Annotated in this window: 3 protein-coding genes; all 3 read left to right on the top strand. The window is 63.5% G+C overall.

Features of this window, described 5'->3' with window-relative positions; all coding sequences use genetic code 11:
• Positions 1-1451, top strand: a 1451-nt coding sequence (ligA, locus tag ACT8II_RS02950; protein WP_443812972.1) for an NAD-dependent DNA ligase LigA, incomplete at its 5' end; no start/stop codon positions are given.
• Between the two features lie 264 nt (positions 1452-1715).
• A complete protein-coding gene (locus ACT8II_RS02945; RefSeq protein WP_302741244.1) occupies positions 1716-2987 on the top strand; it encodes a serine hydrolase in 1272 nt (423 codons plus the stop codon).
• 123 nt (positions 2988-3110) lie between these two features.
• Positions 3111-3714: HAD family hydrolase (locus ACT8II_RS02940; RefSeq protein WP_443812971.1), on the top strand; the 604-nt coding region annotated here is incomplete at its 3' end.

The raw sequence follows: 3714 nt of genomic DNA, 5'->3' as shown, positions 1-3714 counted from the left end.
ATGCCATCGCCGACACGGCGCCGCTGCACGTTGACTCCCAACACGAGTTCCTCGACTGGCTCCGCAGTGCCGGCTTTTCGGTGAACCCCAACGTCGCTCGCTGCACTTCGCCGGCGGAAGTCCACGCCTTCTGCGCCGACGCCCTTGCGCATCGCGCCGACCTCGATTACGACATCGATGGCGTGGTGGTGAAGGTCGACGGATTCGATCAGCAGCTTGACCTGGGCTTCACCGCCCGTGCTCCGCGCTGGGCCATCGCCTTCAAGTTCCCTCCTGAGGAGAAGACAACCGTTCTGCGCGAGATTCGCATCCAGGTAGGCCGAACCGGCGTGCTCACCCCGGTCGCCGAATTCGACCCCGTCACGGTGGCCGGCTCCACCATCGCCCGCGCCACCCTGCACAACCTCGACGAGATCCGCCGCAAGGACGTCCGTCCCGGCGACACCATCATCGTCCATAAGGCGGGCGACGTGATCCCCGAGGTTGTGGGGCCGGTGTTGGACAAGCGCCCCGCCGACGCGCCCGAGTGGGATATGCCCGTTGCCTGCCCCGCCTGCGGCAGCCCCGTCGTGCATGAGGGCGATGAGGTCGCGTACCGCTGCATCTCACTCGACTGCCCCGCTCAGCTCAAGGAGCGCCTCATCCATTGGGTGAGCCGCGGCTGCATGGACGTGGACGGCGTGGGCGACGAACTCATCGACAAGATGATCGAGGCGGGCCTGCTGCACGATGTCGCCGATTTCTACCTGCTTGACGTCGATGCAATCGCCGCGCTCGATACCGGCCGCACCTACGTCAAGGACGACAAGAAGAAGGGCGTAGCCGCGGGCGACTCCATCAAGGTGGGCACCGCTATCGCAACCAAAGTCATGGACGAGCTCATACGCTCCAAGGAGCAGCCGCTCTCTCGCGTGCTGTTCGCGCTCGGCATCCGCCATGTGGGCAAGTCCGTTGCCGAGGTCCTCGCGAAGCGATTCCTCACCATCGACGCGCTGGCCGCCGCATCCGAGGAGGACATTGCCGCGTGTGAGGGCATCGGCCCCAAGATCGCGGCGTCCGTGCGTGAGTTCCTCTCCGTGCCCGAGAATCTCGAGGTCCTGCAGCGCCTGCGCGACGTTGGCCTCACACTCGAGGAGAACCTGGGTGCCGCGGTGGCGCAGGCGGCTCAAGAGACCGGCGTCGATGCCACCCTCGCGTCCGGGCAACCGCTCGCCGGCCTCACCTTCGTGCTCACCGGTACGCTCGTCAACCGCACGCGCGACGAGGCGGGCGCGGCGCTCAAGCTGCTCGGCGCCAAGGTTTCCGGCTCGGTCTCCAAGAAGACGAGCTACCTGGTGGCGGGTCCCAAGGCGGGGTCAAAACTCACCAAGGCAGAGAGTTTGGGCGTGCCTGTGCTCGATGAAGCAGCGATGGAGGCGATTCTTGCAACCGGAGAGGTACCAAATGTGTAGTACCATGCGGTGACAAAATTGTCACTTGTACGTTAGGCGGTTGCAGACATGGGGTACGCATCTGACCGCGGTCGCTCGAGGCGCCCTGTGGAACGCGATGAGGAAGCCTACGGGTCCACCGACTGGAACGGCGACGGCGGATATGCCTCCGGCGGGGGATTTGGGTCAAGTCGCGCCTCGGGGAATGGATCCGCAAGAAGGCCGGGCATTCAGCTGGCGTCATCGCGGAGTGGGAGTGCCGGCGCAGGGGCAACGCGTCGATCCGTGGGACATGCAGGCGCCGATGGTTACGAGCGTGACCGTGGCGATCGCTCTGCACACGCATCTTGGCACGGCAACGCGCGTGACGACTACGGGACGCGTTCATCCTCTCAGTATGGGTATCGTCGGAGTGGGGCATCGGGTTATCGCTCCTCGTATGCCGGCGCGGGTGGACAGGGGGCGCTCGAACGAGCCGTGTGCCTACTGCGCTCCGTACCTGCGTCTTGGTATGCCGCGCTTGCCTGCATTGTGGTGTTGGCGGTGATCATCCCGAGTGCGATTGCCCACAACGCCGCTGCTGCGGCTGAGGCTGCCAAGCAGGAAGCCGCCAAGGAGAAGGCCGCGACGAAAGCCGAGGTAAAGACCGCGTCAGAGTCCGAACAGCTTGAGGACCTCCAGTTCGATCTCACTGCGGCGTCGTTTGACGAAATGCCCACCGATGACGGACTGCGGCTGTTCTCACTGTCCGGATTGAAGAGCCCCACGATCGCATCGGACGACTTTGCTAGCGTCGAGCAGGCAATCGACGCTATCGAGGAGCAGGGAAGCGCATCCGTCGTGTTTATTGATGTGGAGACGGGCCGCGGCATCTCGTACCAGCCCGATTTGGTGACGTATGGTGCGAGCTCCTTCAAGGCCCTCTACTCCCTGTATGTGTGCGAGGAGTTCATCGAGACGGGCGACGCCTCGCTGGACACGCATTGCACGGTCAACTACTCGCTGAGCCCTGACGGGTTCTACGCGGGCAGCTCCTACACCATCTCCAGCCTCATCGAAGGAGCGATCACGCAGTCGAGCAACAACGCGTATGGAGCGTTGAGGAACGCGTTTGATCAAGAGGGGTTCGACGAATGGGTCACGGCGCTTGGCGCCATGGACGCCGTCTATCGCTCCGACTCCTGGTTCCCTACCTATTGCGCCCGTAGCTCGGCGCGCTTATGGACGGAAATGCTCAGCTATATATCGGGTGGCACGGACACGGCGCAATGGCTGAGCGACCTGACAAGCCAGACGGCGGTCTCCTTTATCCGCGATGGACTTGAGGGTATGGGCGCGACCGTGCGTGACAAGGCAGGCTGGTGCTCCGATTCCGATCCCGCGTACAACAGCGTGAGCGATGCCGGCATCGTCGAGATCGACGGGAAGACTTACATCATGTCGATCCTTACCGCCATGCCTGACTCCGAGTCGAACCGTGAGCTCGTGGGCGATTTGGCGCGTGCCCTGCTCTCGTGTCGTGAAGGCCTTGACGTGCAGGATTCCGCCGAGGCGTAGGCTCCGGGGTGCTTCGAGGCTGGCCGTGGTCGGAAGTTCTGCCGAAGTCGGGGCGTGCCGAGGGGTTCGTATGCCCGTGCGGCGTACAATGATGCGCGGAAAGCCTCGGCTAAGGAGATGCGCATGATCAAGTTGTTCGCGAGTGATTTGGATGGAACCCTGCTGAATGCCCTGCACGAGGCGGACCGCACGATCCGCGGCGCCATCAAGAAGGCGGGTGAACTCGGCGCGCATGTTGTTCCCGCTACGGGACGCTCGGTGTTGCCCATTGGCGACCGCGGTTTCACGGGCCTCAAGATTGACGCTGTGTGCGCCAACGGGTCGATTGTCCGCGGGCAAAATGGCGAGGTGCTCAAGACGTTTTCCGTCGACCCCGCATTCGTGGAGGAGCTGCTGTGCGCATTCCCGCAGATCTGCTTTGATTGCTGTACGCCCGACGGCATGTTCTCGAGCGGCAGCTACGAAATGCATCAGGCGGGATTCAAACGCGATGGCCTCATGCGACGCATCATCATGCGCGGCATGCGCGCCCGCGGCGGCGCGCATGAGGAGCAGTTCTTCGACCAGCCGCTCTCGTCAATCCTCTCGCACGAGGTCTGCAAGATCAATTGCCGCGTGACGTCCGAGGAGCTCGACCGCGAGCTCAAGGCGTTCCTCGCCGACCATGCGGATACGGTGGTCAACGCCCCGTTCGATCCCGTGATGTTTGAGATTACCGACAAGGACT

Source organism: Collinsella sp., assembly GCF_052346665.1.
In the GTDB taxonomy this organism is placed as follows: Bacteria; Actinomycetota; Coriobacteriia; order Coriobacteriales; family Coriobacteriaceae; genus Collinsella.
The sequence above is the reverse complement of the archived record's forward strand: the minus strand, read 5'-3'. Positions and strand labels throughout refer to the sequence as shown.